Below are 26,986 nucleotides of genomic sequence, written 5' to 3'. Positions count from 1 at the left end.
GAAATAGTCTATATTTTCACCTTTTCAAACGAACTATAAAAAAAGAATCTTCGCGAAAATCGCGAAGATTCTTTTTACGGTATAAGACGAGTACAATCTCTCGGAAAAGCACTAGCCTCTCGTACATTTGTTAATTCTAAAAGTTTATATACAACCCTTTCTAACCCAATTCCGAAACCTCCATGTGGTGGACAACCATATCGAAATGTATTTAAATAAGATTGAAATTTCTCTGGATGTAATCCTTTTTCTTTAAACGAAGCGAGTAACATTTCATGATTATGAATCCGCTGTGCCCCTGACGTTATTTCTAACCCTTTATATAATAAGTCAAACGAATCAGTAATAGATGGATTCTCTTTATTCGGCATCGTATACATCGGTCTCGCTTCTTTCGGATAATGTGTAATGAAAACAAATTCACTATTATATATTTCCTTCACATATTTCCCTAGTAACTTCTCACCCTCTGTATCTAAATCCTCTACAGGAGATTCTTTACGATACTTACTTTTCAAAATTTCTTGTGCTTCTAACAATGTGATTTTCGGTATTTCAGTAATAACAGGTACTTCTATTTGTAATAGTTGTAGTTCTTTTTCACATTTTTTTGCTACTTGTTGAAACATATATCGTAAAACATCCGTTTCTAGTTGCATCACTTCATAAAAATCATGAATAAATCCAAGCTCTACGTCTAACGATATATATTCATTCAAATGACGAGAAGAATTATGGTGTTCCGCTCTATATACAGGTGCAATTTCAAAAACTCGTTCTAGTCCCCCAGCCACCATCATTTGCTTATAGAACTGTGGTGATTGTGCTAAATAAGCTTCTCTTTGGAAGTATGGAAGCTTAAAAACATTCGCTCCTCCTTCTGCCCCTTGCGAAACAATTTTTGGAGTAAATATTCGTGTGAAATCGTTCTCTATTAGAACTTCACTAAAGCTCTGAACGAGTGTAGATTTTACTTTAAAAATCGCTGCAGTTCGCTCATGTCTTAATGAGAGTACCCGCTCATTCAATAATTGATCTAAGCCAACTTGTAACTTCTTTTTATTTATTTCAAATGGAAGTGGTTCTGCACCGTTTATTACTTTCACTTCATGAGCAAGTACTTCAACACCTAATTCTGTTTTCGACGTCTCGACTATTTCACCAATTACATGGACGATACTTTCTACATCAACTTTATATCCAGCCAATTCATTTTCTAATACACATTGAATTACTCCTGTTCTGTCCCGTAATAATAAAAAACTAACATTTCCAAGATGTCGAATCTTTTTTACCCATCCTTGAAGTAATACAACCTTTCCACTTTGCTTTGTACATTCTTTTGTGAGTGAACGCTTCATTATTGAATCCATTATTTTTCCCTCCAGTAATTTTATATTTATTTACGTTATTGTTGTCATCGTCATCATCCACGGTCACTCACCCCCTTTCAAAGAATACAAAAATCCGCCCCTATAAAAATAGGGACGGATTTTTTCCGCGGTACCACCCAAATTGTCATACTGACTATCTTAGCCCTGATAACGGTAGGTACCGTTTGCTTTTACTAATAATCACGTTCAAAGCAACACTCACAGGTGTCTTTCCATCATGCGGTATCGCAACCTTCCCAGCAACCGGCTGCTCTCTGTAGACCTTTGCACCATGTACTTTTCCTGATCATCACTTTTTATATTTACAGAGTATTCTAACTCCTTACCTTATAAAACGCAAGCTTTTTTTGAAACATTCTGGTTTTATAACTCCTAACTTCTTCTAAAGTGTGAAAAGTTAATTTTGTAATACATATTCTTATGTATTAAATCCAAAATTACACCTTTCATATTTTCCAATTTTTACATAAAAACTAATTCATTTACGCATATTAATAAAAATTTTAAAGCGAGGTGTGTATATGCAAAAAGCAATTAGTTTCTTTCTCCTTTTGTTTTGCTTAATTGTAGTAAACGAAACGTATGCCTATTCACCAAAATCTTTACCAATCTCTCAAAACTCTGATCAATGGCAAGTGAATATTGATAAACCGAAAAAAACAAACAAGAATATGCTTCAAGCTAAAAAAGAGGAATTTCAAACATATCATTTTTCAGTAAAGAATGTCGGGAATAGTGAAGTATATAATGTAAATGTCGAAGTATTCCGCAACGAACCAAATAAGAAAACGAAATATGAACTCTTTTCCCTAAAGGAAAGTCGTTTGGCAAGTGGAAAAACTGGATTTGAACACGCTAATTTACCCGTTGCTACAAAAGCAGATGAAGTTGATGTTATTATTACATGGCAAGAACACCCATTCCGATCGATGCGAAATGGTCAAAAAGTTGAATCTAGAAAATTTAAAGAGCATTTTGTTTTTAAAGAAGCTAAAAAGTAAATGGGATACGGATATATTCACACTATCATTGATATAGCTTTACTTACGAGTACCAGCTCTTAAGCAAATTAAAAAGTCGTGGCTTATAAATGCCACGACTTTTTATATTAATTCGTACTAATGCCTCTCGCTGCCCAAATGCGATCGATATCAGCAGCATGTTGTCCGCCATATAAAAGAGCATCCGCTTGCTTAATCGCTTTCGCTCCATCACTGAATTTAGAGTTTGGTGTTAATGACCAGTGTGATTGTAAAATGATTTTTGTTGCTACATCACGGCCAAAAGCTTGTGCCATTTCGTATTGACCTTGTGACCAAATTTCACCGTCAGCATGTACTTGATTTTTTATATCTTTCGGATACACTTTATTCGTATCTAATCGGCGTAAGCACGTTGGATCTGAACTAGAGTAAGCTGCCGCATCCCACTCTCCAACACATGCTTTTCCATATCCTGTTGTCGATACAGCATCTTCATACGTAGCACCTAAGAAGTCACCAAATCCTTCTCCCATCGCTCCGCCTTCTGTTGAACTACCAAAGCCAGGAACTTGGTTATCTTGGATCGAATGTCCGTATTCATGTGCGATAATTCCAGCATCTTCTGCATCATCAACACCGCCAGTACCAAATGTTAAAGCTTTCGTTGTCGGTGAATAGAATGAGTTATCAGCTGTTGTTCCATTCACATTCACTTTAATCGAACGATTATTAATATTTTTAAACCCTAGACTTTGAATATAACGTTGCAATGTATCAATATGATAATATGACATTACATCTTCAAAGCTATCATTTGCACGTGTATAGTTGAATTGTAAGTTTGTAGATTTTGTTCTCGCTTTTGAAGAAATCGTTACATACTCTCCAATTAAAAAACCTGTCCCATCTAAGCCTTTTAAAGTAACAGTTTTTAATTGATTCGTTAGCGCTGTAGAATCTGCATCATTATTATCTTTTAATCCCACTAAACTCCCGCTTGATACGACAGGGTTAGGTAAAAATACTTTTCCTGTTCCTTCTACTTTTCGGTTTATATCAACTTTTTTAATTAACTTTCCATTTTCTGCATCAATAAATGTTTCCCACGCACCAAATGGATTATTAGAATGGACTACAACTTTATATACTGGACGAGCAATTCCTTCTTCAACAATATATCCGAACTCTTTATCTGTAGGAGCCCATAAATTTTGCTCACTTGCTTCTCCAACATACGCCATTGATTTTTGTATTGCATCTTTTTCACTAATTTTTGTCGTTACTTCCTTCACACCTGTAACAGGCTGATAATCAGAAACAGCGAGTACTCCCTTTCCCTCTCCGTTAAGCGTAACTGTTATTTGTTTTGAAAATACAGGTGCACCATTAACAACTTGTTGGAACCTAACATATGAAGCTACTGATGTTTCTGTTGTAGAAATATATTGCAAGTCTGAAAGATCTGTTTTCAATCCATACTGCGCAGCATTTTCTTTTAAATATTCAGTTGCTTTTTTCTGCGGTGAATAAGCTTCTAACTTTACTTGCTGTTGTTTTTCCAATGCCGAAACCGTAGAAATTGTCCCCATTACTAACGGCACAGTCATTGCCATTGCCACCATTTTTTTATTAAACATAGAACCACTCCCCCTAATAAAGTAGCTCAACCTTATCCCATTACCACTAGGCAATCATTCCCCGCAAAACGGATGGATAAAAATTGAATCTACGAGTAATTCTCTATGAACACTTCTATTACCTTTCCATTTAGAGTAAGTGAAATTTTCTCAATATTTATGTATGAATTGAACACAATACTGTAGAAATATATTCCTACGGTATTGTGTTCGGTACGCTATGAAAAAAGACAATTGCTAGTGGTCCTATCGAATGTATAGTCAAATAAATTCTAATCATACAAAAAAGGAAGTTGGAATCATTCCAACTTCCTTTTTTCTTTAATTAGCTGCACTTAATTTAATTCTAAGTTTTGTTTCACCTAAAGAAAGTTCATCGTCTTCGTTCGTTAAGTTACCAAATGTAAATTGTTTAACGAGTAAGTTTTCTTCCAATAAATCTTTATGGTTCGTTAACGTTCGCTGTAGTTCTTCTTCTGTATCAAGAATAATATCGACTCGTAAATTAACTGGTAAATTCAACTGTTTACGATATTCTTGAACCGCACGAATGAATTCACGCGCTACTCCTTCTTGTAACAATTCTTCCGTTACATTCGTATCTAACATAACTGTATATTGTCCGTTAGTCGTATTAGAGAATCCTGATTTTGCAACTTTCTCAACTAACACATCGTCAGCAGTTACAACTACTTCTTCTCCTAGTGTTGCTTCGTAAACTGCTCTTCCTGTTGATACAAAGTTTTGTACTTCTTCTTGTGATAATTGTTTTAGCCAACCATTCACTGCATTCACATTTTTACCGAATTTTGGCCCCGCTGTTTTAAAATTAAGCTTCAATTGATATGATGTGTATTTTGTTTCATCGAGTTCAACATGGAACGCTTTTACATTTAACTCATCCATAACGATATCACGATAAGATTCCCAATCCATATCATTCTCGTTATGCTCAAGTAATACAAGTTCTGCTAGCGGCTGTTTTACTTTTAAAGAATGCTGATTACGGTTACTTCTTCCAAGTTCAACAACTTGTAAAACAGCATCCATTTCCGCTTCTAATTTCGGTTGAAGTAGTGATTCATTTACAACTGGATAATCGGCTAAATGAACGCTTCTTCCTTCTAAATTCAGATGAATGTCTTCCGCAACAAACGGTGTAAATGGTGCAATTAATTTACTAATTGTTACAAGCACTTCATGAAGTGTCTCATACGCAGCTGCTTTCTCAGCGTTCATACCAGATTCCCAGAAACGATTACGTGAGCGTCTTACATACCAGTTACTCACTTCATCTACAAGTGCTGCAATTTCACGAGCTGCATTCGTAAATTGATAATCATCAAGTGCAGTTCTCACTTTTTTCGTTGTACTATGCAATCTTGATAATACCCATTCGTCTAATTTCGTAAGCTTTACATCATACGTTTCTTTCGGATTATACTCATCTAAATTTGCATATAAAACGTAGAAGCTATACACATTCACTAATGTATCTACAAATTTAGATTTCGCTTCCAGTACTGTTCTTTCAGAAAAACGCTTCGCATTCCACGGGGCACTATCAACAAGTAAAGCCCATCTTAGCGCATCTGCACCAAATTTATCTACTAAATCAACTGGATCTAGTGCATTTCCTTTGCTTTTAGACATTTTCTGCCCTTCTTCATCTAAAACATGCCCTAGTGATAACACTCGTTTATACGGTACTTTTCCTGTATATAGTGCTGATACTGCTAATAAACTATAAAACCAGCCGCGTGTTTGATCAATTCCTTCTGCAATAACATCCGCTGGAAACTGCTCTTCAAATAACTCTTTATTTTCAAATGGGTAATGATATTGTGCAAATGGCATAGAACCACTATCAAACCAAACATCAATCACTTCTGGTGTACGATTCATTGTGCCTCCGCATTTCCCGCAGCAGACTTGCACTTCATCTACATAAGGCTTATGCAATTCCAAATCTTCTGGTGTTTCTTTCGTACTATGCTTTCTTAATTCGGCAATGCTTTTCGGTGCGAACTGATGATCACAACTTTCACATTCCCATACATTCAATGGCGTTCCCCAATATCTATTTCGGCTAATATTCCAATCTACCATATTTTCTAAAAACTTACCAAAACGTCCATGTTTCATATGATCCGGATACCAAGTAACAGAATCATTATTTTGTAAAAATGTATCTTTAATTGCAGTTGTTCGGATTAACCAACTTTCTCCTGCATAATAAAGTAGTGGTGAATCACAACGCCAGCAATGCGGATAGCTATGTTCATATTTTTCTTTATGATACAGTAAACCTTCCTTCGCTAAATAACGAACGATATCCACGTCACAATCTTTTACAAATTTCCCTTTCAAAAATGGTACTGCCTCTGTATACTCACCTTTTTCATCTACAACGTGCAAGAATGACAATCCTTCACTTTGGACAACTCTATAATCGTCCTCTCCATATGCTGGAGCAATATGAACAAGTCCTGTACCACTATCTCCCGTTACAAAATCTGCTGCAATAACGCGGTAACCATTTGTAACTTCTTTCATCGGAAATGGCGCTGTATAAGATGTGTTTAATAATTCTTCGCCTTTATGAACAGATAATACTTCATAGTTCTCTTTTAATACTTCTTGTACACGTTCTTTCGCAACAATGTATACATGACTTTCTTGTTTTGCTTTAACGTATTCTATATTTGGATGGACAGCAAGCGCAACGTTTGCTGGAAGTGTCCAAGGTGTCGTTGTCCAACCTAAGAAATACTCATTTTTACTATCTTTCACTTTAAACTTCACAGTTGCACTTAAATCTTTTACTGTTTTATACCCTTGTGCAACCTCATGTGAGCTCAATGAGGTTTGGCAGCTTGGGCAGTATGGTGAAACTCTATGTCCTTTATATAACAATCCTTTTTCATGGATTGTCCCCAAAATATGCCATACACTTTCGATATATGGATTCTTTAAAGTTACATATGGATCATCCATATCTACCCAATAACCAATACTTTCAGTGAATTCGCGCCACTGCTTCTCATATGTGAAAACACTCTCTTTACACTTTTGAATAAATGGTTCAATGCCATATTCTTCGATCTCATGTTTACCAGAAATACCAAGTTGCTTCTCAACGCCTAATTCTACAGGTAAACCATGTGTATCCCATCCTGCTTTTCTTAACACTTTATAACCAGCCATCGTTTTATATCTTGCTACTAAGTCTTTAATTGTTCGTCCAAGTGCATGACCTACATGCGGTAGTCCGTTCGCCGTTGGTGGTCCTTCATAAAATACGAAAGACTGTGCGCCTTCTCGATTCTGAATTGATTGTTCGAAAATATTTTGTTCGTTCCACTGTTTGCGAATTCGCATTTCTCTTCCTACAGCTGATTCTTTTACATCTACTTTTTCCATATACAATCACTCCTTTGAATATTTTAAAGCACATAAAAAACCCGTCCCTATAAAGTAGGGACGGGTTTACCCGCGATACCACCCTAATTCTATTAGCTTTTTCACTAATAGCACTTAGCAACGTACTATCATACGTGTTCTTTGTAACGGTAGACATCCGTCCGGGCTTACTTACTTTCAGCCTCGGCTCCTCGGAGATGATTTTCAAATAACGTCTGCACACCGGCTTTCAGCAATATACCGGCTCTCTGGAGAACAGCTCACTATTTTACTCTTTCTCGTCTTCAGATTTGTATACTTTGTTAAAAGTTATTTTATGCCATTTAGCAACTAATTGTCAACTAATTCAAAATATATCCTTATCTTTTTTCCCTATTCTTATACAATTACTTTTCAAATTCTCGCAATGCTGCTAAATTTTCATCATCCTCAATAAGTTCAGCAAAGAATCCCGATTCATCCTCACGAAGGACAAATTCAAGCTCTTCCTTCGCCTCTTCATTTCTATTTAACTGTGCTAAATAACAAGCTCGATCATATCTTGCTAACAAATCACTCGCGTCAATTATTAATACTTCATTTGTTATTTTTTCTGCCTTTATCGTTTGGCCGGCACCATGATATGAAGATGCTAAAGAAAGAAGAATTGCTGTTTCATTTGGATGATGTATAGAAGCATTTTCTAATACATGAATTGCCTCTTCAAACCTTTCTTGACTTTGATATATTTCTCCTAAAGCAAGAAATGCTCTACTTACAAACGGTGTTTGCTCTGTTAATTGTAAGATAATCTTTTCTGCTTTTCTTTCTTCCCCTGCTTTAAAGAATACTTGTGCTTGCAGAAGAAGAGTATCATAATCATCTGGTAGTTCTCGAACCATTTGTTTCGTTAATTCCAAAGCATCTCTTAACATATCTTCTTCCTCGCACTCAACGAAAAGATTTGCAAGTTGCTTCGCTACGTCATAATCCCATTTATTTTCTAGTGACGTGTGTAGAATCTCTATTGCTTCTTTATTCATCTCTACATTCTCATAAAATAGCGCAAATCGCTGTGCTGCCATACTATTTTTCGGATTTAACTTTAAAGAGATTTCATATAAATCAATTATCATAGTAACCATTGAAATTTCTTTCGCACGATTTTTCATACGATAAAAAGCTCTCGTAATGATAGATCGTTTCGGCTGTTCATGCAGCTGGCGTTCAATCCATATTTCCGTAACCGCAGCTGCAGCATACATGAATGCTGTACTTCTTTCTGCTTTTTTCACCTTTAATGTATGAAGAAAATCTCGTATGTTAGACAATTTTTTATGTTGCTCTACTGCTTTTACATAAACATCAAATATACGTTCATTATCAAAATCTTTTTGTATTACTTTCATTGCAACTTCAATTGCTTTTACATTTCTTTTTTTCACTAATACTTTTGCATAATGATATAGTACTTCTATATGCTCACCATCTAATTGTAGCGCGTATTCAATCTGTGCTTGTTCTTTATCTGTTTCATTCATCGCTCCGTACACATATGCAATCGCATCTAAACGCCATATTTCAGGTACTTCGTCCGCTAATTGTTCTAGTTCAGTCAGCAATTCTTCCTGAAGATTCATATCTACTGAAAGCTGTGCCAAATATTCCATATTAATATGCAACGGCTCTTCTTTCATCGCCTGAACCATATGACTTTGTTCTTTAGAACGGTTTTCTTCTTTTTCGTATATTTCCGCAAGCTGTAAATGTACACCTACGAAATTCCCATCAAGCTCTAAACATGTTTCATACGCCTGCTTTGCTTCCGTCAATTGCCCTAATGCCATAAGTGTTTCGCCAATTCGGTAATACGGTAATGCCGTTTCCATTTGTTCTATCGCCTTATTATATCTTTTCATCGCTTGGCCGTACTGTCCAATAGATTCATATAAAATACCTGCATAACAACCGTACTCACTTACTTCATTTCTTTCTTTGTGTAACGTTCTTAAAAATGCTATACCTCGTTGTACAAATTCCGTTCCTTTAATTCGATTCACATATTCATCTAACGCACTTGCTACATTATAATCACTTTTCTTTATACCATTTTCTAACTTAGATAGCGCTACTTTAAACCCTTCTTCATTTCCACCAAGTTCAATTTCAGCATCCCATAAAACCATTCCTGCATTCATGAGGAAATCTTGGCTCTTTTCAATTTGCTTCTCAAGACCAAGAATATATTCTTTTGCTTCCTTATATTGTTCTCTTGCCATATACACTTGTGTAAGTCCGAAGTGAGAATAAACATCCTCATCATTTTCTTCTAAAGCACGCTTATACAATACTTCTGCTTCTTCCAAGCTATCATTTTGAAAATGATAGTCACCTAATTTTACGTAAAGAGGTGCTTTATCATCACAATTCTCAATACCGTTTAATAAAATTTCTTTCGCACTTTCCTCATCCTTCAAATCAGATTCGTATATTTCCGAAAGTTTCGTATAAATGTAAGGTGCATTACTATCCAAATGAATCGCTACTTTAAGCCCTTTTATTGCTAAATATAATTTTCCTAGTTGATGTGCACATCTCGCTCGTTCATACCATACATGTGCTTCATATTTATACTCTTTTAACAAGTCATTAAAGATCTCATATGCTTCTTCATATTTTTCTAAATCTATTAATATTAAACCGTGATTTGTTAAAGTGAACCTTTCAGGACTACGCTCTAACGCAACTTGAGAGTATTGCAATGCTTTTTCAGATTGATCAATATACATATAGGATAAAGCGAGAAAACTCCAAGCAATAGGCTGATCTGCGTCTAATTGTAACGATGAACGAAAGCTTGAAATCGCTTCTAGATAACTTTCCTGTTCAAAAGCATATCTTCCGTTTATTAAATGATATAAAGCACGATTATTTTTCGTCTCAACGCTTGTCAGCATTTGCTCCGCTTTCTCTACTTCCTGAAGACGAATAAAACACTGTGCACCATGCAATTTAACAAAGTCCGAGTTCGGAAACTTTTCCATTAACTTATCGATACAATATAAAATAAATTCTTTATCTACTTCAACATCTAAGTGCTTTATCGTATATAACCACGTATTTGGATTATCACTCGTTTCTTTTAAAAATTGTACTAAGTTACTAATCCCCTCTTTGTCATGTTCATCTAAATGATCCGTAAGAGAAAAAATAGATTTAAAATAACGATTTTCTTCCTCACTTAGAAACGCTAGTTGCTCCTTCTTTTCTTTCGGAACAAACGTGATTGCTAAACAGCCTGTATAACGATATTTTTCTTGTAATTTACTATATTCCACAAGAACTGGTTCTATAAAGTTTGGATCTTGAACATAGAAAGCTTGCAATGTATCATCATATCCAGATAGAACTTGTACGTGTGAAGCATGCTCAATATCTATACTTAATAAAACAGGAATTCCTTCGTCAATCAGTCTCTTATAATTCTCTTCATTCCCTTTAAAATAACGATATTCATAACCTAATTCTTCTAAATAAGAAACAGTATCTGAAAACTTCGAACCTGTCATATCAAAAATAAACTCTGCTATTTCATCTTGTGTACGTTTCTCTCCCCATATACGCAACATCATCTCTAAACTTGTCGGAACACAATAATTATCCTTTTGTACAATAGGAACTATCGGCAAGTGAACCTTTTTTCCATCCGGATTTTTTTCTAAATTATGATATAAAGATTCTTTTAAACTCTTTTCTTCTTTTAATAGTTTTTGTAAATCTGCAAATTTATTCATTTTGTACAGTGCTTCTGCACGTAAATGTATAAAGTAAGTATTATAGGCATGATACGGCAGCTGAGTATTTATGTTATCTATTACCGCTAACATCTCTTCATATTGCTCTAAATCTAATAAATACTTTATCTTCTCAAAATGAAAATATGGTACTTGTGGGAATTTTACAATTGCATCATCGATTAACTGTATCGCGCGTTTTTGTTCTCCTTTATTCGCATACAATTGTGATAATAAATAGGTAGATAACTCTTCACAATCTTCATGCTGCAAGCCAGCAATAAATTGTTCTTCCGCTTTCTCCCATTCACCTGTATGCATATAAACGTAGCCCCATTTATCAAACACTGCGCGTGTACTGTACTCCTCTGCTTTTTGCATATACACTAACGCTTCTTCGTTTCGTTTCATTTCTAAAAGACATCGTACTAACGTAAAGTATGTTTTCGCTAAGAAATCTGCATCTATTTCTTCTTTACTTAACTCTTCTAAAGAAGATTTTAACAACTGCTCTGCTTCAAGAATTTTCCGCTCATCAATTAACTCATCACAATATAAAGAGAGCGTTCTCATATTTGGGAATTTTTTATAAGCGTAACGAATGAGGAATGAACTGTATTGGTGCATAAGCCCTTCATCAGTAAGGCGAATTAATATATCGAGCTCCTTATGCGAAGGAATATTGGCCAGCCAATTCTTCACATAGGATAAAGTATTCTTTTCTTTTATATATGAAATTTCATTATTTATTTCCTGTAATCCATCTACAAATCTCTTGTCTTTTAAACAAGTTTCTAACTGCTTAAAATCTAGCATGCATTCACCTCGAATTTATATTTAAACTGCTACTTGCTTAGATTTTACACACCATATAGTATGTATTCAACTAAAATCTCTTATAATGGATCGTATTAATTAATATTATTCAAATTTATAACAAAATATAGTAAAAATGATTGTTTTTCTCTGTATTTTGTTTGATTATATAGAATAACGTAACATGTGTATCCTATCTTTTGTCAGTTAAAAACAGCACATGAAATTATATCGGCGATTTTCAAGATATATCAGCGATTATACGGTGAATATCGACTTACCAACAAAAAATGACATTTTTCTCATTCATTAAATCAGGGTACTCCTTAAATATACAAAACGGATACTCTATTTGACCCGCTATATACTGTGCAACATTTTTCTTTGAATTCAAATTAACACAACTTCTAACCTCCTGTAGAGCAAGAATATGTGGAGAAATAATTCAAATTTCCTCACAAATAGCTTCTAATCTCTCCAACCAAAGACTATCATGGTTCCATATATTGAAGGTAGCAATCCTTAATAAATCACTATCTTTCAACATTCTATTTCACCAAATGTAATTTTCATATTCGGAGCATATACTAAAGAAGAATGAAGATGAAATGCCTTGAAAAATCGTAGTTCAGCTTCATATTGAGCTAGCGCATTATCATATATTAATCCTCTGGCTATTAAACGTTCTACAAATTGTTGCTTATCACCCGGATCACCTGCAATCCCCTCTTCTTTTAATGATTGATACAAATCGTTTTTATCATTGTGATGCATATTTAAATCTAAAAAGTTCACTTTATCGCTTACTCTACATTCAATATTTTTCACACCTAATTCACTTAAATATATCGGTATTTTCATGCCTATATTGCCATCTTTACCATTTCTTTGCGTATCACTTTCAAATAATTTCTGCAAAACACCTAGCTGAATAAATTCCGATTGTTTCTCCCCATCTAGTAAATAAGAAGCCATATTAGAAATCCAATGTGGTTCAAAACAGATTATTTTCCCGCCTCCTTTTATATACAAAACTAAAGTTCTCTATATAATAGCCGTATTCCTACACTTTTCTTAAAATTTCAAAGCAAAAAGCTAGTGTATTATTAAAAATACACTAGCTTTTTATTTGGAAGAAAAATTTAACAAGTACAATCACAATCAAAACAATCCGTACAGTCTAAATCGTCACAATCTGCTTTTCTCTTTCTTTTGTTTCTTTTAAGATAATAATACAGTAGCCCAAACAATAGTATACAAATAACAAAAGCTATTATTGCTTCTGTATACTTATTTTGAGTCATAAAACCAATTCCACTTCCGCCTGAAATAAAAATTAGAATTAAATAAATCCAGAACATCTATGTAAATACCTCCATTACTATATATCTTAAGATAATATCCATATAACAGTAGATGAAATGAATAATCCCATACCATTACCGCTTAATACACCAGTAGTTATTCTTAGCAAATTTGAGCTACTTCTCCATTTCCACTTTTGGGTGAACCCATCGATAAGTAACGGAATTTGAGCGAAAAATGATAGTATGATTGCCAAAAGAAATGAAGGTGTCATATAAAAATAAATTGGAAACATTAAAATACCAATAAGCATGCCTGTACAACGCGCACATAAAGGTATGTACTTTTGTAGTTTAAAAAAACTCCTATCTAATCTTCTATGACAAGGAATTTGTAAAATAAAAGTTCGAATCAATATGAATCACCCTCTCTAAAAAGATTTTAATTGATTTTGCAAAAAAAATATATATCCAATAAAAAAACAAACCAGGTTTATACTAGACCCAGTTTGTCAGTTAACTACTATGTTACATTTCCTCAGGTGCCTCCACCCCAAGTAAACGTAATCCTTCTTTTAATACAACCGTCACAGCATAAACCAATGCGAGTCTGCTGTCTTTTTCTTTGCTCTCTTCTAATATACGAACATTACCGTAATATTTATTGAATGATTGTGCTACATCTAATATATATTTCGAAATAAACGATGGCTCATTTTTATTGAAAGCTGCTTCAATTATTTGCGGGAATTTATTTAGTAATTTTACGACACTCCAGCTATGATCGTCTTTTAAAGCAAATGTACATGTTTCAAATTCTACACTTTCTTTTCTTAAAATAGAACAAGCACGTGCATGTGTGTACTGTACGTACGGGCCTGTTTCTCCTTCAAATTTCAGCATGTTTTCTAATGAGAATTCAATATTGTGCATACGCTCATTTTTTAAATCGTGGAAGATGACTGCACCAACACCGACTTGCTTTGCTACTACTTCTTTTTGTTTTAAGTTTGGATTTTTCTCTTCAATATTTTGTTTTGCAAGTTCGATTGCTTCTTCGAGTACTTCTTCAAGTAAAATAACTCTTCCTTTACGTGTCGACATTTTCTTACCATCTTTTAAAATGAAGCCAAACGGTACGTGTTCCATACCATCAACCCAAGTATAGCCAAGTTTTTTTAATACGGTGAAAAATTGATTGAAATGTAAGCTTTGTTCTGGACCAACAACATATAGCGCTTTATCAAACCCATAAGTGTTTTGACGATATAAAGCTGCCGTTAAGTCACGCGTTGCATAAATCGTCGCACCATCTGATTTTCTAATTAAGCAAGGCGGCATTCCTTCTTCTTCTAAATTAACGACTAATGCACCTTCTGATTCTTCAAGCAACTCATGTTCTTCTAAAATCCCAATAAAATCTTCCATTAAATTATTATAAAATGCTTCTCCCTGAAAATTAGTAAATTCTACGCCGAGAAGTTCATAAATGCGAGAAAATTCTTTAAGGGACTCATGACGGAACCAATTCCAAAGTTCTACCGCTTCTTCATCACCTTCTTCTAGTTTCTTAAACCAAGCACGTCCTTCTTCTTCTAGTTCTTCGTCGTCTTTTACCTCTTCATGGAATTGGACATATAACTTAAATAGCTCACGTATTGGATCTTCTTTAACTACTGCTTCATTTCCCCATTTTTTATAAGCCGTAATTAACTTTCCAAACTGTGTTCCCCAATCTCCTATATAATTAATCCCTACAACTTCATAGCCACATTTTTCAGCGATATGTTTCAGCGAATTTCCTATCATTGTAGAACGTAAATGCCCCATCGAAAAAGGTTTCGCGATATTAGGAGAGGAATAATCAATTACTACTGTTTTTTCACAGCCAAAGTGGTTTTGACCGAACTCTTCTTTCTCCGCTAAAACTGTTTTTAATACTGCATCACTTACAGTTTCACGATTGAAAAATACATTTACATAAGGACCAACGACTTCTACTTTCGTAAAAAACGGATCATTGAATTTCTCAGCAACTTCCTTTGCGATAAGAGCTGGTGCTTTTTTATATTGCTTCGCTAATGAAAAGCATGGGAACGCTGCATCTCCAAATTCATCTTGTTTCGGTGTTTCAATTAAATCTAAAATTTGTTTTTGCGTTAATTCATTCGTGAAAATATTAGATAAACTTTCCGCAAACTGCATTTTATAATCCATGATACAACCTCCTTTTTTTTTAAAACACAAAAAACTCGTCTCTAAAAAAGAGACGAGTTTTAACCCGTGGTACCACCCTTGTTGTTCGTTACGAACCACTTTCCCGTTTATAACGAGGACAGGGGGCCTCGGCTTTCTCTACTATTCGTTCAAGAAGCATCTCCGAAGTGCGCTTCATCTTTTTCTTCCGTACTAGGCTCACACCATCCCTAGCTCGCTTTCCTTCTAAAAAAGACTACTCTCTTCATCACAGACAGTATATTTAATTAATTATTGCTTATTATACATCTTTTCAAACAATTAGCAAGGGTCAATTACACCAAAGTGAAACTTAGCACTTTTTCTTTTGTATACATGAAAATTGTGTTTTTCAAATCTAGAACTACGAAAATGATCTTTTAAAACGACACGTTTTCTCGCCACTCGTTTTGCCTCCGCAATTGTTTCGTCAGTAATATCATGATACAAAGCGAAGTGTTTTAATCCTTTAATTCCATCGGATTCTATGACAGTTTCTTCAAACATCGGATCAAGGTAAACGACATCGTAACTATTGTCTTCACATTGCGCTAAAAATGAAAAATGCTCCGTTTGCTTTACTTGAATTCTTTGCATTGCTTCATCAATTTCAGAAACGGATGAAGACCATGTTTTCAAACCATTTTCCATAATATAAGCCATATACTCATTGCCTTCAAGTCCTGTTACTTTTCCGCTTTCACCAACAACATAACTAGCTACAATACTATCTGATGCCATCCCGAGCGTACAATCTAACACTGTCATTCCTCTCTCTAATTGCGTGGCTTGTACAAACGGATCGTGTTCTCCACGCATTAACCTTTTCACACGAAACATCGCTGAGTTCGGATGAAAGAAAAACGATTCTTCCGTACCTTTCGGATAAATAGCTAATCGGTTCTTTCCTACGACAAGTACATCTTGTTCATACTGCTCATGTAATTTATGCACTGGTATGTCATTACGTTTAACGAAAGAACGATTTAATTCTGCTGCTATCTTGTTTGCATATGCTGTCATTTCTTTGTTTGTTCTTCCTGCTGTTGTTACGATCATTGTTTCACCTCTAATAAAGAAAAGAGGGAGATTTACTCTCCCCCTTCTTTAGCAATTCTTTTCGAAAGCTTGTTCTAAGTTCGTAATAATTTCGTCCATAGTTGCACCTTCAATTTCATGACGGTGAATGAAGTGAACAACTTCTTTTCCTTTTAATAATGCCATAGATGGTGAAGATGGAGGAATTTCTCCGAAGTATTCACGCATTTTTGCAGTAGCATCTTTATCTTGACCTGCGAATACAGTTACAAGATGATCAGGTTGTTTTTCAGCACGAACAACCGCTTGACCTGCTGATGGACGTGCTAAACCAGCTGCACAACCACAAACAGAGTTTACAACTACTAAAGTTGTACCTGATGTATTTTCCATAAATTCTGTTACAGCTTCTTCTGTAGTTAACTCTTCAAACCCAGAACGCACTAACTCTTGGCGCATTGGGATTACCATTTGGCGCATGTATTCTTCATAAGCATTTGACATCTTGTAATCTCTCCTTCAACTTTCATTCCAAATTCATCATATCACGCTCTATTAATAGGTGCAAAAGAAAGATAACGATGATTTCATTTTTTTGTAGGGATTTCACAAACCCCACCGCGGCAATTCCCCACTGGAACAAGTTTTCTATTATTAGCGATATAATCGTATACTTTACTTCCAAAACCAAGTACGATAGATAGCTTTATAAAAGGAACGGCAAACCAATAAGATGGAACGGCCTTTGCTAATACATCTATGCTCTGAATACCGTCATACCACTTATTATGTTTTAAAATATACAATCTTTGTTCCATCTTACTTTGTAGTTCTTGAGAAAGTTCATACTTCTCAACTACATTTTCATCTCGAAATGAAACAAATTCCATCTTACCCTTTTTATCTAATTTTTTCGTACGTTCTGCAACGGCCGCACACATCGGACACCAACTATCATAGAAAACAATCATGCATTATTCCCCTTTACGAGACTCCGTCATTTGTTTCCATACAGAACCTTTTGCTTCTTCTCCGCCTTCAATACGCTCTAATGCTAGACGTGCTTGCATCGCTACTTCAAACTCTGGATCATCTTGCGCTGCTTTTAATGCTGGAATCGCACTTTCATCTCCAAGTTCAAATAAGAACATCGCTGCACGCCAGCGTACTAATTTACTTGGATCTTTCAGAGATTTAATCATAACGAACATCGCTGCCGGATCACCTACATCTGATAAACAATCTCCTGCAGTACGACGAACACTTACAGAGCGATCTAACAACGCTTTATATAATAACGGTAATACTTCATCACCTTTTACCATACCTAAATACGCTGTTGCTAAACGGCGTATTGAAACTTTTTCATCATCTAACGCCATCTTCAACACTGGAATATCTTCTTCAGTAGGATCCATTTGTTCTAATGCTGCAAAACGGTTTTTCCAGTCAGAATCTTTCATCATCTCTTCTGTTACTTTATATGGCTCACGCTTTTGAATCGTTACTTCAACAGCACCTGCTTGATTTAATAATTCTTTAACCGTTTCATTTACACGTTCTTCTGAATAAGCAGCAACAATCTCTTCTACTACTTCTTTCCCAATTTCTTCAAAGTTACCGTAACGTGTACTTTGTTCTACCCATTTACGCTCTTTTACAACGTTTGGTGCAGACATTTGCACTTTCATAATTGATTCTTTAAAACGATCTGGTAAACCAACACGTTCTTCCGTCGTTCCATCTGTTAACTTTACTTGCATTGGAATTGTAAAGAACATTTGAACAAACACTTTCACTTCTCCAAAATGAGCAAGTTGTTGTTCTTCACTTTCTTCCAATACTTCTTCGCCGAAAACAGCACGAACTTGTTGTAATAAAACTTTCCAGTCATACTTCGCATTTCGCTCCACTGCTAAAAAGTCGGCTACATGATACACACCTTTAATGCCTTCAATTTTCAAAATTTCTTGCACTTGCATTGGTGCTTGTTCTTTATTTTCATTTGTATAATTATTACGCGCTCCTGATGGTAATACTTCATTCAAAATAACTTTCATTGTATTTGGACTTGGCGTCGGTTCAATTGCTTTAATCTTCACGTAAAAAACTCTCCTTTATTGCATGTTCTTAGCTGTATTGTAACATGTTATCACTCTATACTCCTACTCGGATGCTTAATTTTACTACTTTCTTCCCGCTACCATACTATTTCATTCTTTTTACATTTTAAATTAGGAACGGGATTTTAAAAGCTTTCGTTTCCGATGATTTTTACTTTTTATCCATTTCTTGAGGCATCGCCATTATTTTTGAAAAAAACACGCTAAGCAAAAAATATAATAAGCTATCCATATGGATAGCTTATTTACATATTTTTCGTTCTCGGAAGTTGATCTTGTAGCGCTCTTTCTCGTAATTCACTATGTTTTCCAAAGAAAATAGTGAAAGACAAGGCGATGAATACATTTGCAAAATGACAAAACTATAAGAATACACGAATGTTTGTAAGAAAGTTCGATGTTTTCCTTTTTCTTTTTTTATTATAGTGAAAAAGAAGAACGAAATATTCTCTTATGTAGGAAAGGAAGATAATAATGATTGATTTATTAAATAAATGGATGTTAGAAAGTACAGGCAATTTCAATATCGTTGTAGGACTTACAGCACTTCTATTTTTGGGTTCAGTAATTGCACTTATTATTATTTACAAAAAATTGGTAAACCAGATGAAAGAACAAATCCTATTTATTTAAAAATTATTTCTTGTATGTTTACTACTCAAATTCTAATGAATTGCATATTTATCTCTTTAGTTGGTAAAGATATTGAGAATTTCCGTCAAATCTTTATATTATTTGAAACCTTTGTATTCTTCGTTGGAGCTATTTATTCGTTTAAATTATATAGACAAGAATTTAAATAATTTACTTGCAAGAAACAATAAAAAAGGGGATTCCTTACTCTCAGAAAGGATCCTTTTTTTATTTTCTATCACTCGATTCATCTTTTTATACATTCCTATCCTGTGATGGGTTTTACGATTCTCGTTTGTTACTGGATTAGTCAAAAAACGTTATAAAATTTTATATACTCTTCACTTGTTTTTTCAAAAAAGCTGGCGGTACTCCTTCTTTAAGTTTATTAAAATACTTTCCACAATTTTTTCCGAAGCTATTACTTAAAATCACCTTTTATTACGATGCCCCCTCCCGCCTTCTCTCCAAAAAGGTAATACTCTCAATCACAACTTCAGTTCTATATATTCTCTTGCCTTGTTCATCATCGTAATTACTAGTCTGAATACGCCCTGTAATCCCAACGAGCGACCCCTTCTTACAATATTCAGCTACATTCTCAGCCGATTTGCGCCATATCTGACAATTAATAAAATCGACTTGTTGTTCACCTAAACTATTTCGAAATCCTCTATTCACCGCAACACATATTCGTGCATAAGCGACGCCTTGTTTTGTGTAGTATAATTCTGGCTCCTTTGTCAATCTACCGATTAATACAACTCGATTCATCATAAGTTATACCACCTCACATGTTTTTCTTCATTGTAAGGAGAAATGTTTGAATGGTAAAAAGCACAAAATGACATATCCATAAGTAAAAAGTATTATTTTAGACCTTACAAAACAAAAAAAGAAACCATACATAGTTCAAACATGTATGGTTTCAAAATTTATTACACTTCAGTACAAGATATGTAATATCCTCCGCGAGCCATCTTTATTTCAGCACGGTACATTGCATTTTCTAAGTAGAAAGTAATCGGTTTAACTTTACTCTCAAATTTTAGTCTTTCATTGCATTCAGTTGCATATCCTTCAATCGCTGAAGTAATAACTTTTGATGATGGATACGTTAAAGCTTCATCTAGTTCTATGAAAAAACTTTTAGAAAATAGTTTTTTCATAATCCCCTTCTTCTCTTTCATCATATTCCATCTCCTTCACTTCAAGTTGCTATCATCCATATTATACCATACATTCAATATATCTTTGAAAATAAAAAAATCCTGCATTTTTCATGCAGGATTTTTTTATTAGTCATTTTTCGTAAAGTAAGAAACGAAACGAAGAATTTCTAAGTATAACCATACTAATGTAAGCATTAGTCCCATCGCAGTATACCACTCCATATATTTCGGAGCTTGACTACGTACACCATTTTCGATTAAATCGAAATCTAGTAATAAGTTTAATGCAGCAACTACAATTACAACTGCACTAATAATAATACCGATTGTACCACCTTGGTGAATGTATGGAACAGTTACACCAAACATATTTAGTAGGAATACGACTAAATACATAACCATAATTCCAAGTGTTGCTGCCATAACTCCTGTACGGAATTTATCCGTTACTTTTACTACGCGTGTTGCATATAACACTAACATTGCAAATAGAATTGAGATTGTTAGTAATACAGCATTTAAAACGATAGAATCGCCAAATTTCATTGTATAAACTGCTGAAATACTTCCTAACACAACCCCTTCTACCGCTGCATAGATTGGTGCACCAAAAGGTGAAATACGCGGGAAGAACATAGACGCGAATGCGATGATTGCCGCAACGATTAAAGCACCAATTAATACTGGCATCTTCATCGTCCCCTGCATCATCTGTATGTATGAATAGACAGACGTTGCAAGTAGCAAGATAAGCATAATAAACGTTTTGCCTACTGTTCCGCCAATCGTCATCGCAGAAGCGCTTGCTCCCTCTTTACGGAATGCCTCTTTTTTCAACATTGGATTAGATGTTCTCATTTTTTCCCTCCTAAAATAGGTTCTACCAATAGTGTAAAGTTTTTCTCTTTACTTTTCAATATATGCAGCTTGTTTTTATTTTAATCCTTCAACGATGTCTGATAGTTCACTCCATCTTTCCATCTTTTTTTCTAGCTCTTCTTCTGTTTTCTGCTGTGCTTCAGATAATTCTTGTGCCTTTGTGAAGTCAGATCCAACTTTCGCAAGTTCTTCTCCAATTGACTCAATTTTCTCTTCAAGTTCGGCAATTGTATCTTCAATCGTTTCCCATTCACGCTGTTCATTGTATGAAAGTTTACGTTTACGTTGTTGTTTTGGAGCTTCTTCTACAACTTTTTTCTCTTTTTGAACTTCCGCTTTCTCCATAAGTTCTCTCGTTTTTTCCATTTCTAAATAATCTGTATAACTACCTAAAAACTCACGCACTTCGCCTCCACCAGTAAAGATGAACAGTTCATCTACTACTTTATCTAAGAAGTAACGGTCATGCGATACAGTTAAAACGACACCTGGGAAATCTTCTAAATAATCTTCTAGTACTGTTAATGTTTGTGTATCTAGATCGTTCGTAGGTTCATCAAGTAAAAGTACGTTTGGTTCTCCCATTAAAATACGTAATAAATATAAACGTCTTCTTTCACCACCAGATAGTTTACCAAGCGGTGTACCATGTGAATGCGTCGGGAATAAGAAACGTTCTAACATTTGAGATGCACCAATTACTTTTCCATCTGTCGTATGAATAACTTCTGCAATCTCTTTAATGTATTCAATCATACGCTGATTTAAATTCATCTCTTCATTTTCTTGCGTATAATAAGCAACTTTTACAGTTTGCCCAACTTCAATTTCACCACTATCAGGAGATAACTTACCTGCAAGCATATTTAATAGCGAAGATTTCCCGCTTCCATTCGCTCCAATAATTCCGATGCGATCGCCTGGTTTCACGATATGATTAAAGTTGTTTAATACCGTCTTATCGCCAAATTTTTTCGTTACATCTTTTAACTCAAGTACTTTCTTTCCTAGACGACTTCCGCTTAGTGCAATATCAACTGACTGTTTTGCAGCTGGTCCTTCTTGTGCCTTTAGCTCATCAAAACGCTGAATACGCGCCTTTTGTTTCGTAGAACGGGCTTTTGCACCACGACGAATCCAAGCAAGTTCACGACGATATAAATTTTGGCGTTTCGATTCTTGTGCCAATTCTTGCTCTTCACGAAGTGCTTTCGCTTCTAAAAATGTACTATAGTTTCCTTCGTAGCTATATAGTTTACCATTATCTAATTCAAAAATACGATTCGTCACACGATCTAAGAAATAACGATCATGGGTTACAAGTAATACCGAACCTGTATATCTCGCTAAATATTCTTCTAACCATTCAACTGTCTCATGGTCAAGATGGTTCGTAGGCTCGTCTAAAATTAATAGATCCGGTGTTTCAATAAAACATTGTGCCATTGCGATACGTTTTTTCTGTCCACCAGATAAATTCCCAACAATTGCAGTGAAGTCCGTAATTCCTAATTTCGTTAAAAGAGATTTCGCATTTGCATTTGCTTCCCATGCACTCATTGCATCCATACGTTGCTGCACTGCAAATAATTGTTCCTGTACTTTTTCATTACTTGGATCTTTTTCAATATTTAATAGTGCTTTTTCATAATCACGAAGAAGACGAATTAAAGGTGTATCACCATGGAACACTTGCTCTAATACTGTTAGTTTTTCATCAAACTCTGGTTGCTGTGATAAATAACTAATTGTATACCCACGTGAATACGTCATATCACCTGTATCAGGAGTTTCTAATCCTGCAATTATTTTTAATAATGTCGATTTACCAGTTCCGTTTACACCGATAATTCCGACACGTTGTCCTTCTGTAATACTACATGATAATCCATCAAATAACGGCTTTTCTCCATATGATTTTGATAAGTTCTCCACAGTTAACATTTTCATATTTGTGCATTCCACTCTTTCATAAATTGTTCAATAAACTGTTCCATATAACGATGACGAATTTCAGCCTCTTGTTTTGCTGCATTCGTATTCATTAAATCTTTTAATTTCAAAAGTTTTTCATAAAAATGATTTAAAGATGGATCATTATTTTTTCTATATTCTTCTTTCGTCATTTCTTCACGCGGCGGAATAGTTGGGTCATACATTAATCTCCCTTTCGCCCCACCATATGCAAATGTACGAGCAATTCCTATTGCACCAAGAGCATCTAAACGATCCGCATCTTGAACAATTTTCCCTTCAAGTGACTCTACTGTGCCGCCATGGCCACCTTTATAAGACATATTGGCGATGATATGAAGAATATGTTTACTTTCCTCTTCTTCAACCCGTAGCTCTTCTAACCAATCAGAAACTTTTTTCATTCCTGCTTCTTCACTTTCATTTAGCTTTTCATCTGCCACATCGTGAAGTAATGCTGCCATTTCAATTATAAAACGATTTCCACCTTCTTGCTCAGATAAAGAAATCGCCATTTTATGTACACGTTCAATATGATACCAATCATGCCCACTCGCATCTTTTTCTAAAATATGTTTTACAAAAGTAATTGTTTTTTGAATTTTTTCTTGTTTTGTCATTTTATCTTCACCCAGTTACTTATTGTAACACGCCCGCATTTTTTCATCACATATTTTCTTGTCCGCCCATACACTAGGTGGTAGGCATCATCATGAAGGAGGAATAAACATGTTCTATAATAATCAACCGCCTTATCCAAGGCAACCATTGTATCCTCAACAACAAGAACAGAGATACACAGAACAATACGAAGAACAAGAGTTACAACAGCAAGAGCCACAATATGACGAAAACCCATATGCAACAACGCAAAACCAAGAAACTGAATTTCAACAAAATCCATATGACACACGTCCAAATTATGAATATCCTCAAAATCCATATGCAGCACCACAAAACCAAGAACAACAATATCAACAAAATCCATATGTAGCACCACAAAACCAAGAACAACAATATCAACAAAATCCATATGTAGCACCACAAAACCAAGAACAACAATATCAACAAAATCCATACACAACTCAACCACAACAACCGCAATACCAACAACAAATGTATCAACCAAACTACGACGCACGTGTCTCACCACCTAAACCACCAACAATAGATCCAACTCAACCACAAATCTTACCACCTGGACCAACACTAGACATTACACAACCACAAATCTTACCACCTGGACCAATTACTGAACCAACACAACAACAAATTCAACAAGTTGTCGGTACACAGTTTTTACCTTTCAAGAAACCCGTACTAGATTTCGTAAAACCATGGGTAGATTACGGTTTAAATGAAGCAAAACATACATCACATGAACACGCATTAACAGAAGTTGCTGCGATTATGTTTTTAGTTGGTAAAGGCTTCAATCCGACGATTGCACATTATATCGTTGAATCTTGGGAGAAGAATGAGCAGTTTTAGGGTTGTTTATTTGATAAAATATAAAAAACACAAAAGTGCCAAACCCCTTATACCACAAGGGTTTTGGCACTTTTTAATATCTAAAACAAATTTTATTGAAATAATTATTTTTATAGATTTTCATACTTTTTTATATAGTACGTGAACATATACAGTACAAAATTACACCTTTGTATACACATTTTTAGAAACATCTTACGTTTATCAAACAATAACCAAAAGACGTACCTGCAACCTCATCATATAAATAATAGATATTAAAAAGAGGACACTATAAGCGCCCTCTTCCTTAGGTTTTAAATATGTTCTCCATGATCCATAAACACTTCAATTGCTTCGTTTTGTGGTATGTCTTTTACATTAGTAAGACCAAAAGTAAAAACAGCGGATAACATCATCATTAATAAGATTGCTTTTTTCATTTTAGCGCCCTTCTTTCTATGCTCTTTTTGTCTGCATCTAAAGCGATGTGCAAATACTTGCTTGCTTTTCTATGATTTTCTGAACCATAGAATCTTTCACCTAAAAGAGAAGCATATTCTTTTACCCAATCATATAATTCTTCTTTTTCAAAATACGAAATACCTTCTATAACCACATTTTCTAATTCTTCTTGCGGTACATAGTTATGTACTGCTTTTAAAATTCGGAAATGATGACGATAACATAAGTCGCTAATCTTATAGCCATTCTCAATATATTCATTAGCGATATGACTATAACCTAACTTAAAATGTTCTCTTGCTAAAAGAAACATAGTTTTAGCGTTATTTTCTAATGAATCCTCTAAGTGTTTAATTGCTAACTCTGGCATGTTTTGACTTGCGTATAAAAGTCCTAAATTATGCTTAACTCGTTTAATAAGAAGTTCATCATTAGATTTTTGGAAGGTACCTAGTGCTGAAAGTAAATATTCCTCTGCACTTTCGAATTCATTTAGTCGAATGTGTGCCATTCCTAAAGTATTTAAGCATGCTGCAGTTTTTAATTCATACCCTGGACTAATCGAAAATACTTCATTCGCCTTTGTAGCAAATTGAACTGCTAGGATCGGTTTTAATACGTGATAGTAATGGACTGCAAGCCAATAATTAAATTCAGCTTTTTCAATTTCATCATGCATGTACTCTAAAAACGTTTCAGCTTTTTCAAATTGCATTCTTGCTTCACTATGGTTTGCTTTATTAATAGCGTAAATTGCTTTAAATAAATGATGATAGTACTCTAAAAATGTTTCTGTAGACTCTGGTAAAGGCTCGATTTTGTCCAGAATATCTTTTGTACTATCCATATCCCGAATTAGCAGTTTATACCGTGCATTCAATAAAGCGTAGTAGACTAATATTGTTTGGTCTTCCTTAATATTATTGATTTTATTTGCAATATCTTCTTTTATTTTCTGAGACTGTAATACACGTTGTGAAATCATAGCTTGATACCATTCGTTTAATAATTTTGTGATTTCTTCTTTAGAAATAATGTCAACACTCATCTACTTCTACCCCCTTTTGTTAAATGTTATCATGACATGCTTGTTTGCATAAATAAGTTTTTGAATATTCTAACTTGAAAAAATTATTTTTGAATATTCATGTTAACAAAATGGTCCCTTTTCAAACCTTAAAAAAGAACACACGTTTGTTTGTAGTGGAGTTAAAAAAACAAAAGTGAGGTATTACATCATGGGATATAACAGCTTTCCTGTAGTACGTGGAAGAGGTATGGTAAAATGGAATCCGTTTGCTTCAATACCGGAGCAATACGAGGAAATACATAGTATGTTTGAGGAACAATATAAAGTACCTAAACCTTTTTTAACACAAGATACTATGGAACGAATAGAAAGAGCGTTAATGCAATCTTTTCACGAGGAAGAAGAAATACATATCTCATACTATCGTGATGGAATGGTGCAAGACATGTACATAAATGTATTACATATTGAACCGATGACGAAAACTATATATTGTACAGATGCCTTTGGTTTGAATACTAAGTTTAAGTTTGATGAATTGGTGAATATAAATTAAAAGAAGCCGCCCGACAGGACTGAAGTGCACCCAATTGTTAGACACAGCCTAACAATTGGGGTGCACTTCACATATATAGGT

General features: G+C 34.7%; 21 protein-coding genes, 3 pseudogenes and 3 other annotated features. Of the genes and pseudogenes, 4 read left to right on the top strand and 20 right to left on the bottom strand.

The features are described from left to right. Window positions 1–74: 74 nt before the first annotated feature. Window positions 75–1,373, bottom strand: a complete 1,299-nt coding sequence (gene aspS, locus AXW78_RS10610; RefSeq protein WP_000377337.1) for an aspartate--tRNA(Asn) ligase — start codon at window positions 1,371–1,373, stop codon at window positions 75–77. A 107-nt stretch (window positions 1,374–1,480) separates the two neighbouring features. Further along, window positions 1,481–1,693 (bottom strand) — a binding site (T-box leader). 222 nt (window positions 1,694–1,915) lie between these two features. On the opposite strand from aspS, the gene AXW78_RS10605 reads away from it, so the two are divergent. Further along, window positions 1,916–2,395 carry a hypothetical protein gene (locus AXW78_RS10605; RefSeq protein ID WP_001167917.1) on the top strand — a complete coding sequence of 160 codons (480 nt, stop codon included), beginning with the start codon at window positions 1,916–1,918 and terminating at the stop codon, window positions 2,393–2,395. 107 nt (window positions 2,396–2,502) lie between these two features. Here the strand turns inward: AXW78_RS10605 and AXW78_RS10600 are convergent, their stop codons facing one another. The 12 genes and pseudogenes from AXW78_RS10600 to AXW78_RS35695 all read right to left on the bottom strand — a co-directional run. Next, window positions 2,503–4,014 carry a M36 family metallopeptidase gene (locus tag AXW78_RS10600; RefSeq protein ID WP_000482279.1) on the bottom strand — a complete coding sequence of 504 codons (1,512 nt, stop codon included), beginning with the start codon at window positions 4,012–4,014 and terminating at the stop codon, window positions 2,503–2,505. A 321-nt stretch (window positions 4,015–4,335) separates the two neighbouring features. After that, window positions 4,336–7,437 carry an isoleucine--tRNA ligase gene (gene ileS, locus AXW78_RS10595; protein WP_061884115.1) on the bottom strand — a complete coding sequence of 1,034 codons (3,102 nt, stop codon included), beginning with the start codon at window positions 7,435–7,437 and terminating at the stop codon, window positions 4,336–4,338. 53 nt (window positions 7,438–7,490) lie between these two features. Continuing rightward, window positions 7,491–7,731 (bottom strand) — a binding site (T-box leader). Between the two features lie 92 nt (window positions 7,732–7,823). Continuing rightward, window positions 7,824–12,026: a bacteriocin-processing peptidase family protein gene (locus tag AXW78_RS10590; protein ID WP_061884114.1), complete on the bottom strand. Its 4,203-nt coding sequence runs from the start codon at window positions 12,024–12,026 to the stop codon at window positions 7,824–7,826. A gap of 540 nt (window positions 12,027–12,566) precedes the next feature. Further along, a pseudogene (locus AXW78_RS10580) lies at window positions 12,567–13,052 on the bottom strand (class I SAM-dependent methyltransferase); the annotation flags it as partial. Window positions 13,053–13,168: 116 nt separating this feature from the next. Further along, window positions 13,169–13,387, bottom strand: coding sequence for a hypothetical protein (locus AXW78_RS10575; protein ID WP_000498604.1), 219 nt, complete (start codon window positions 13,385–13,387; stop codon window positions 13,169–13,171). Between the two features lie 29 nt (window positions 13,388–13,416). After that, window positions 13,417–13,746, bottom strand: coding sequence for a DUF2085 domain-containing protein (locus AXW78_RS10570; RefSeq protein WP_000621477.1), 330 nt, complete (start codon window positions 13,744–13,746; stop codon window positions 13,417–13,419). A gap of 112 nt (window positions 13,747–13,858) precedes the next feature. Then, window positions 13,859–15,547 (bottom strand): arginine--tRNA ligase, encoded by a 1,689-nt coding sequence (gene argS, locus AXW78_RS10565; protein WP_000384913.1) that lies wholly within the window; start codon window positions 15,545–15,547, stop codon window positions 13,859–13,861. A gap of 45 nt (window positions 15,548–15,592) precedes the next feature. After that, window positions 15,593–15,807 (bottom strand) — a binding site (T-box leader). Window positions 15,808–15,847: 40 nt separating this feature from the next. Next, window positions 15,848–16,624 carry a class I SAM-dependent methyltransferase gene (locus tag AXW78_RS10560; protein ID WP_000637438.1) on the bottom strand — a complete coding sequence of 259 codons (777 nt, stop codon included), beginning with the start codon at window positions 16,622–16,624 and terminating at the stop codon, window positions 15,848–15,850. A 48-nt stretch (window positions 16,625–16,672) separates the two neighbouring features. After that, entirely contained in the window at window positions 16,673–17,107 is a 435-nt protein-coding gene (locus tag AXW78_RS10555) for a BrxA/BrxB family bacilliredoxin (RefSeq protein WP_000063706.1), read from the bottom strand. Window positions 17,108–17,190: 83 nt separating this feature from the next. Beyond that, window positions 17,191–17,574, bottom strand: coding sequence for a thiol-disulfide oxidoreductase DCC family protein (locus AXW78_RS10550; RefSeq protein WP_061884113.1), 384 nt, complete (start codon window positions 17,572–17,574; stop codon window positions 17,191–17,193). A gap of 3 nt (window positions 17,575–17,577) precedes the next feature. Continuing rightward, window positions 17,578–18,705, bottom strand: a complete 1,128-nt coding sequence (locus AXW78_RS10545; RefSeq protein ID WP_000692564.1) for a conserved virulence factor C family protein — start codon at window positions 18,703–18,705, stop codon at window positions 17,578–17,580. Between the two features lie 281 nt (window positions 18,706–18,986). Then, window positions 18,987–19,061: pseudogene (locus AXW78_RS35695) on the bottom strand (transposase); the annotation flags it as partial. Between the two features lie 139 nt (window positions 19,062–19,200). Between AXW78_RS35695 and AXW78_RS10540 the strand changes: the two are divergent. Continuing rightward, window positions 19,201–19,529 (top strand): annotated as a pseudogene (locus tag AXW78_RS10540) (6-aminohexanoate hydrolase). A gap of 271 nt (window positions 19,530–19,800) precedes the next feature. Here the strand turns inward: AXW78_RS10540 and AXW78_RS10535 are convergent. From AXW78_RS10535 to AXW78_RS10515, 5 genes are all read right to left on the bottom strand, one after another. Next, window positions 19,801–20,136 (bottom strand): single-stranded DNA-binding protein, encoded by a 336-nt coding sequence (locus AXW78_RS10535; RefSeq protein WP_061884112.1) that lies wholly within the window; start codon window positions 20,134–20,136, stop codon window positions 19,801–19,803. 161 nt (window positions 20,137–20,297) lie between these two features. Then, the gene (locus AXW78_RS10530; RefSeq protein ID WP_000975138.1) at window positions 20,298–20,552 is read right to left on the bottom strand and encodes a DUF4318 domain-containing protein; all 255 of its coding nucleotides are present in this window, start codon (window positions 20,550–20,552) and stop codon (window positions 20,298–20,300) included. A gap of 105 nt (window positions 20,553–20,657) precedes the next feature. Beyond that, window positions 20,658–21,389, bottom strand: a complete 732-nt coding sequence (locus AXW78_RS10525; protein ID WP_001260655.1) for a Bax inhibitor-1/YccA family protein — start codon at window positions 21,387–21,389, stop codon at window positions 20,658–20,660. A 75-nt stretch (window positions 21,390–21,464) separates the two neighbouring features. Further along, the gene (locus AXW78_RS10520; protein WP_061884111.1) at window positions 21,465–23,360 is read right to left on the bottom strand and encodes an ABC-F family ATP-binding cassette domain-containing protein; all 1,896 of its coding nucleotides are present in this window, start codon (window positions 23,358–23,360) and stop codon (window positions 21,465–21,467) included. Next, on the bottom strand, window positions 23,357–24,004 hold the full coding sequence (locus AXW78_RS10515; RefSeq protein ID WP_000165966.1) for an HD domain-containing protein: 648 nt from the start codon (window positions 24,002–24,004) through the stop codon (window positions 23,357–23,359). Before AXW78_RS10515 ends, AXW78_RS10520 begins: the two co-directional genes overlap by 4 nt. A gap of 109 nt (window positions 24,005–24,113) precedes the next feature. On the opposite strand from AXW78_RS10515, the gene AXW78_RS10510 reads away from it, so the two are divergent. Beyond that, on the top strand, window positions 24,114–24,875 hold the full coding sequence (locus AXW78_RS10510) for a hypothetical protein (protein ID WP_061884110.1): 762 nt from the start codon (window positions 24,114–24,116) through the stop codon (window positions 24,873–24,875). 296 nt (window positions 24,876–25,171) lie between these two features. Here the strand turns inward: AXW78_RS10510 and AXW78_RS10505 are convergent, their stop codons facing one another. Together AXW78_RS10505 and AXW78_RS10500 are read right to left on the bottom strand one after the other, a co-directional pair. After that, window positions 25,172–25,297, bottom strand: a complete 126-nt coding sequence (locus AXW78_RS10505) for a hypothetical protein (RefSeq protein WP_000709202.1) — start codon at window positions 25,295–25,297, stop codon at window positions 25,172–25,174. After that, window positions 25,294–26,367 (bottom strand): response regulator aspartate phosphatase, encoded by a 1,074-nt coding sequence (locus tag AXW78_RS10500; protein ID WP_000109862.1) that lies wholly within the window; start codon window positions 26,365–26,367, stop codon window positions 25,294–25,296. The genes AXW78_RS10505 and AXW78_RS10500 overlap by 4 nt, the downstream gene beginning before the upstream one ends. Before the next feature lie 190 nt (window positions 26,368–26,557). On the opposite strand from AXW78_RS10500, the gene AXW78_RS10495 reads away from it, so the two are divergent. Next, window positions 26,558–26,905: a YolD-like family protein gene (locus tag AXW78_RS10495; protein ID WP_061884109.1), complete on the top strand. Its 348-nt coding sequence runs from the start codon at window positions 26,558–26,560 to the stop codon at window positions 26,903–26,905. Window positions 26,906–26,986: the final 81 nt, after the last annotated feature.

Origin of the sequence: Bacillus thuringiensis, from assembly GCF_001595725.1 — a bacterium.
Lineage (GTDB): Bacteria > Bacillota > Bacilli > Bacillales > Bacillaceae_G > Bacillus_A > Bacillus_A thuringiensis_K.
Note: the sequence above shows the minus strand (reverse complement) of the source record. Positions and strands in the feature narration are given on the sequence as shown.

Bases quoted from the DNA above. Each gene is read 5' to 3' on its own strand.
- aspS (WP_000377337.1), bottom strand. From the start codon at position 1,373: ATGGATTCAATAATGAAGCGTTCACTCACAAAAGAATGTACAAAGCAA.
- AXW78_RS10605 (WP_001167917.1), top strand. From the start codon at position 1,916: ATGCAAAAAGCAATTAGTTTCTTTCTCCTTTTGTTTTGCTTAATTGTA.
- AXW78_RS10600 (WP_000482279.1), bottom strand. From the start codon at position 4,014: ATGTTTAATAAAAAAATGGTGGCAATGGCAATGACTGTGCCGTTAGTA.
- ileS (WP_061884115.1), bottom strand. From the start codon at position 7,437: ATGGAAAAAGTAGATGTAAAAGAATCAGCTGTAGGAAGAGAAATGCGA.
- AXW78_RS10590 (WP_061884114.1), bottom strand. From the start codon at position 12,026: ATGCTAGATTTTAAGCAGTTAGAAACTTGTTTAAAAGACAAGAGATTT.
- AXW78_RS10575 (WP_000498604.1), bottom strand. From the start codon at position 13,387: ATGTTCTGGATTTATTTAATTCTAATTTTTATTTCAGGCGGAAGTGGA.
- argS (WP_000384913.1), bottom strand. From the start codon at position 15,547: ATGGATTATAAAATGCAGTTTGCGGAAAGTTTATCTAATATTTTCACG.
- AXW78_RS10560 (WP_000637438.1), bottom strand. From the start codon at position 16,624: ATGATCGTAACAACAGCAGGAAGAACAAACAAAGAAATGACAGCATAT.
- AXW78_RS10555 (WP_000063706.1), bottom strand. From the start codon at position 17,107: ATGTCAAATGCTTATGAAGAATACATGCGCCAAATGGTAATCCCAATG.
- AXW78_RS10550 (WP_061884113.1), bottom strand. From the start codon at position 17,574: ATGATTGTTTTCTATGATAGTTGGTGTCCGATGTGTGCGGCCGTTGCA.
- AXW78_RS10535 (WP_061884112.1), bottom strand. From the start codon at position 20,136: ATGATGAATCGAGTTGTATTAATCGGTAGATTGACAAAGGAGCCAGAA.
- AXW78_RS10530 (WP_000975138.1), bottom strand. From the start codon at position 20,552: ATGATGAAAGAGAAGAAGGGGATTATGAAAAAACTATTTTCTAAAAGT.
- AXW78_RS10525 (WP_001260655.1), bottom strand. From the start codon at position 21,389: ATGAGAACATCTAATCCAATGTTGAAAAAAGAGGCATTCCGTAAAGAG.
- AXW78_RS10520 (WP_061884111.1), bottom strand. From the start codon at position 23,360: ATGAAAATGTTAACTGTGGAGAACTTATCAAAATCATATGGAGAAAAG.
- AXW78_RS10515 (WP_000165966.1), bottom strand. From the start codon at position 24,004: ATGACAAAACAAGAAAAAATTCAAAAAACAATTACTTTTGTAAAACAT.
- AXW78_RS10510 (WP_061884110.1), top strand. From the start codon at position 24,114: ATGTTCTATAATAATCAACCGCCTTATCCAAGGCAACCATTGTATCCT.
- AXW78_RS10505 (WP_000709202.1), bottom strand. From the start codon at position 25,297: ATGAAAAAAGCAATCTTATTAATGATGATGTTATCCGCTGTTTTTACT.
- AXW78_RS10500 (WP_000109862.1), bottom strand. From the start codon at position 26,367: ATGAGTGTTGACATTATTTCTAAAGAAGAAATCACAAAATTATTAAAC.
- AXW78_RS10495 (WP_061884109.1), top strand. From the start codon at position 26,558: ATGGGATATAACAGCTTTCCTGTAGTACGTGGAAGAGGTATGGTAAAA.